This window comes from Hydrogenivirga sp., from assembly GCF_056450045.1.
The window spans coordinates 1-3065 of record NZ_JBWONM010000125.1 but is presented as its reverse complement, the minus strand read 5'-3'; the positions used below and the strand labels follow the sequence as shown (position 1 = coordinate 3065).

Genomic DNA, 3065 nt, shown 5'->3' with positions numbered 1-3065 from the left:
ATCACGGACCTTAGCTCCTCTCCATCAAGGGGCTTTGTCGGTCTTATGCACTCGTGGGCACCTCCCTCTGCCCACCTGCGGGGGCTAAAGAGGGAAGGGTCTATCTCTTCGCTGATGTACTCCCTCGCCACCGCCATGCCCGTATCGGAAACCCTTGTAGAATCGGTTCTGTGGTAGGTTATGAAGCCCTTTTCAAAGAGCTCCTGGGCGAGCTGCATAGTCTTCCTGACGCCGAACCTGTATCTGTCGGAAGCCTCCTTGAGGAGGGTATCGGTTGTGAAGGGTGGCTGAGGGAAGAGCTCCTCCTCTCTGGTTTCAAGGGTGTTTACCTCAATCTTACCGAGCTGTTCAAAGAACTCCTTCGCTCCTTTCTTATCGGGAAGCTCAAAGTCTATCCTGAGCCACCTGCCACCTTCTTTGAAGGTAAGGGAAACGACATGCCTCTTCTTCCTGTACTCTCTCTCCCTCTCAATTATCCACCCGAGGACAGGTATCTGAACCCTCCCGCCCGAGAGCCACTGTTTTTGAAAGCTGGACTGGAGTATCCTTGATACCTCAAAACCGACCCACCTGTCGGAAACCCTCCTCAGGACCTGGGCTTTAACCAGGTTTTCGTTAAATTCCCTCGGCTCTCTGAGGGCTCCCTTGACAGCCTTCCTCGTGACCTCGTGGAACTCAACCCTCTTTATCTGACCTACGAAGGGGGAGAGAACCGCCCTCACGTCCCAGCCTATCTTCTCTCCCTCTGTATCGGGGTCTGTGGCGACGTAGGCAGCTTCAACCTCCTCTCCCACCTGACTCATTCCCCTTATCGTCCCCTCCTTTCCCTCTATAACCTCATAAACGGGGATGAAATCCCCGTCCTTCACGATAACTCCATGAAATCCTCCCTCCTTCGTAAGGTCAAGGATGTGTCCCAGAGATGAGGTTATCATCAGATACAGGTCCCCTGCGGCTACCTCAAGGACCTCAAACTCACCGAAGCGTCTTGATATCGGCTTCCCGAAGAAGTTGGCTATAGTCCTCGCCTTGTTGGGAGACTCAACCACGAGAAGGATAGGCTTTATGTGTTCCTTCCTCTCTATATTCCCTGTGCCCTCAAGAACCTCCTTCACCCTCTTCCTGTCCTCGTCTATCTCCCTGAGGATGCTCTCAAGCTGGACTTCCTCTGCGGGTATGAACTTCACGTCCTCGTTAAACCAGCGAACCTTCCTCACGAGGTTGTTCAGAGCCCTAACGTCGTCAACGAGTAGGTAGCTGAGCCCCTTGGTTATGCCCCCTGCGTACATCCTTGAGGTTCTTCCCGAAGCCTGGAGGTATCCGGTCACGTCCGCGACCACTATCGTGTACTCCCCTTCGGCGTTCCTCCTGAGGGTTATCTCCTCCGACGTCTCTATGAGCCTCCTGACATCCTCTGAGAGGAGGAAGCTGCCTATCTCTTTCCTCAGAGCCTCTATCCTCTTCGCAAGGTCGGGTGTCCTTGCTATGAAGTCCTCGCTTATGAAGGAGTATCTCCTTAGGGTCTGGATCCAGCGGTCAACCTCCTGGAGCCTGTCCTTCATCTCCTTAGCAACGCTGTGCCTTATGGAGAGCAGAGCCCAGAGGAGGTGGGAGAGACTCGTCTCTATGTTCAGTGAGACTGTTATCTTAGGGACGCCGTAAAAGACGGCGTATCTGACGACGTGGGGGAGGTCAAGACCCCTGACGAGAGGGTTCCTGTAGGAGGATATGCCCACGAGGACATCAACCTCTCCCCTCTCAAACTCGGCGAAGTCCTTAACCTCCTCGTAGGACTTAGCCTTTATCTTCCCCTTTCTCAGCAGCTTGACCACACGGTTAACAGCCTCCTTCCCCATATCGGAGGACACGAAGACGAGCCCACCCCTGCCGAGCTCCCTGATCCTCTCCACAAGGGAGCCGTCAAGGTCCTGAACCTCCTCGTAGAGGTCAACAACGTTCCTCATGTAAAGGGTCGGACGCCCCACCTCAAAGCCCAGCAACTCTCTGAAAAGCTTTATCCTGCTGGAGCGGGGGTTCCCCGTGGCGGATGAGACCACGAGAACGCCCTCAGCCTTGCCACTTCTTTCCGAGAGTTCTTTTGAGAGCTTCCTTATCAGCTCCCAGTCTTCCTTGCTCTTCTTCCTCTTGTCCTTAAGCTTTATGAGTTCGTAAGCCCTCTCTATGTCCTCTTCCGTGAAGCCCAAGAGGTAGAGAACCTTGTCCACGTTCTTGGCTGTCTTTAAGAAGGAGTCAACGTCATCAACGAATATGAAGTCAAAGCCCTTTGGCATGAGCTCATAGTTCTTGTAAAGGTACATTGAAGTTGTCACGAGAACCCTGAAGTCGCTCTTAGTTATCCTCTCCTTTACCTTCTCCTTCTTCTTCTCACTCGTCTCCCCCGCAACGAGTATGTGCTCCTCGGGGACACCTATCTTAAGGAGCCTCTCCTTCACCTGGTTCAGTAGAAGGCGGGTCGGCAGTATTATGTAGCTCCTCTTACCTTCCCTGGCTAGGAAGGATGCGGTGATGAGACCGAAGGTAGTCTTCCCAACGCCGGTGGGAGCCAAAAGAGCGAAGCTCCTCCTAAGGAAAACCTTCTTTGCCCAGGAACGCTGGAGGCTCCAGGGCTCGCTCCCCACCTTCTCCCTGAAGTGCTCCTCCCACCTCCTGGTCTCCTCCTCAATGTCGCAGAGCTCCCGAAGGCTTCCCTCCTTTATGTAGGAGCAGAGCCTGTCCCTTTCCACCTCCTCCGGGAGGCATCTCTCACAGGGGAGACCTTTCAGAAGTCTCTCGGAGCTTACATCACCTCCGCAGTTGGGACACAAATTCCTGAAAAGGGAAGCGAGCATAACTCAGATATTTTAACCCTCAAGCGGACTCACGGACGATGCTGGAGAGATTCTCAACGGGGAACACCCTTGATATCCCTCCCCGTGCGGAAACACCGATAAGCCTGTCGGCAAAGCTCGCAAGGACCTCCCTCAGCGTAACGACTATGAACTGAGCCTCCTTGGACTTCTCCTTTATAAGCTCACCGACCTTCTTGGCGTTCGCTTCGTCAAGAT

2 protein-coding genes are annotated in these 3065 nt (G+C 53.8%); both read right to left on the bottom strand.

Features of this window, described 5'->3' with window-relative positions:
- The coding region (gene rgy / locus AC1HCM_RS05315) for a reverse gyrase (RefSeq protein WP_479460729.1) at positions 1 to 2849 on the bottom strand (2849 nt) is incomplete at its 3' end.
- Positions 2850 to 2868: 19 nt separating this feature from the next.
- Positions 2869 to 3065, bottom strand: a 197-nt coding sequence (locus tag AC1HCM_RS05310) for a hypothetical protein (RefSeq protein ID WP_479460728.1), incomplete at its 5' end; no start/stop codon positions are given.